This window comes from Vibrio sp. 2134-1 (assembly GCF_033339495.1).
In genome coordinates this window covers 1-651 of sequence record NZ_JAWOUS010000535.1, presented here as the reverse complement: position 1 = coordinate 651, position 651 = coordinate 1, and the positions used below count along the sequence as shown (strand labels likewise).

Sequence of the window (651 nt, the reverse complement as noted above, 5' to 3'; positions counted from 1 at the left end):
AATCGCCAAAAACGCTAAGCTCGGGGCTAAGGCACCAAATATCGGCGGTATGCCATACACCAGAGTCAATGGCCCGAAGAACTCGCTGGAGATATAGAAAGTGAAACCAGCCACAACGCCAGATAAAACTCTCGCCCCCATTGTTACGCTTCGCAGCGGACCAAAGACGAAAGACAATGCCATCAACATCATTACGGCAATCGACAAAGGCTGCGTCAGCTTACGCCAAAATGCGAGTTCGTAACGTGAAGCATCTTGCTCTGATGCTTTCAAATACGTCACGTAATCATACAAACCGCTCAGAGAGAGCTCTTCTGGTTTTACTGTCACCACGGCTAGCTTGTCAGGAGCCAACGACGTGTGCCATTCCATTTGATCCATCTCTTGTTTGGAAATCACGTTTTCGTCTTGCATGTTGGTGATTTGCACGTCACGCATCAACCAATTGTTATCTTGTTGGTAATCCACTTCTTCAGCGAAGATAACTTTTTCTAAGTTCTTGTCATCATCAAAGCGCCACATATTCAACGCATACAACTTGTCATCTTCCACTTTACCGATAAAGATGAAGTCGTTAGCATCACGAGCCCAAACCCCAGCACGAACCGAAACGATGCTGCCGCCAGACAATGCAAAAGATCGCAAATCACG

1 protein-coding gene is annotated in these 651 nt (G+C 46.7%); it reads right to left on the bottom strand.

Annotation, left to right across the window (positions count from 1 at the left end; all coding sequences use genetic code 11):
* On the bottom strand, nucleotides 1-651 hold a 651-nt coding region (lptG, locus tag R7R78_RS27075; protein WP_225474730.1), incomplete at both ends, for an LPS export ABC transporter permease LptG.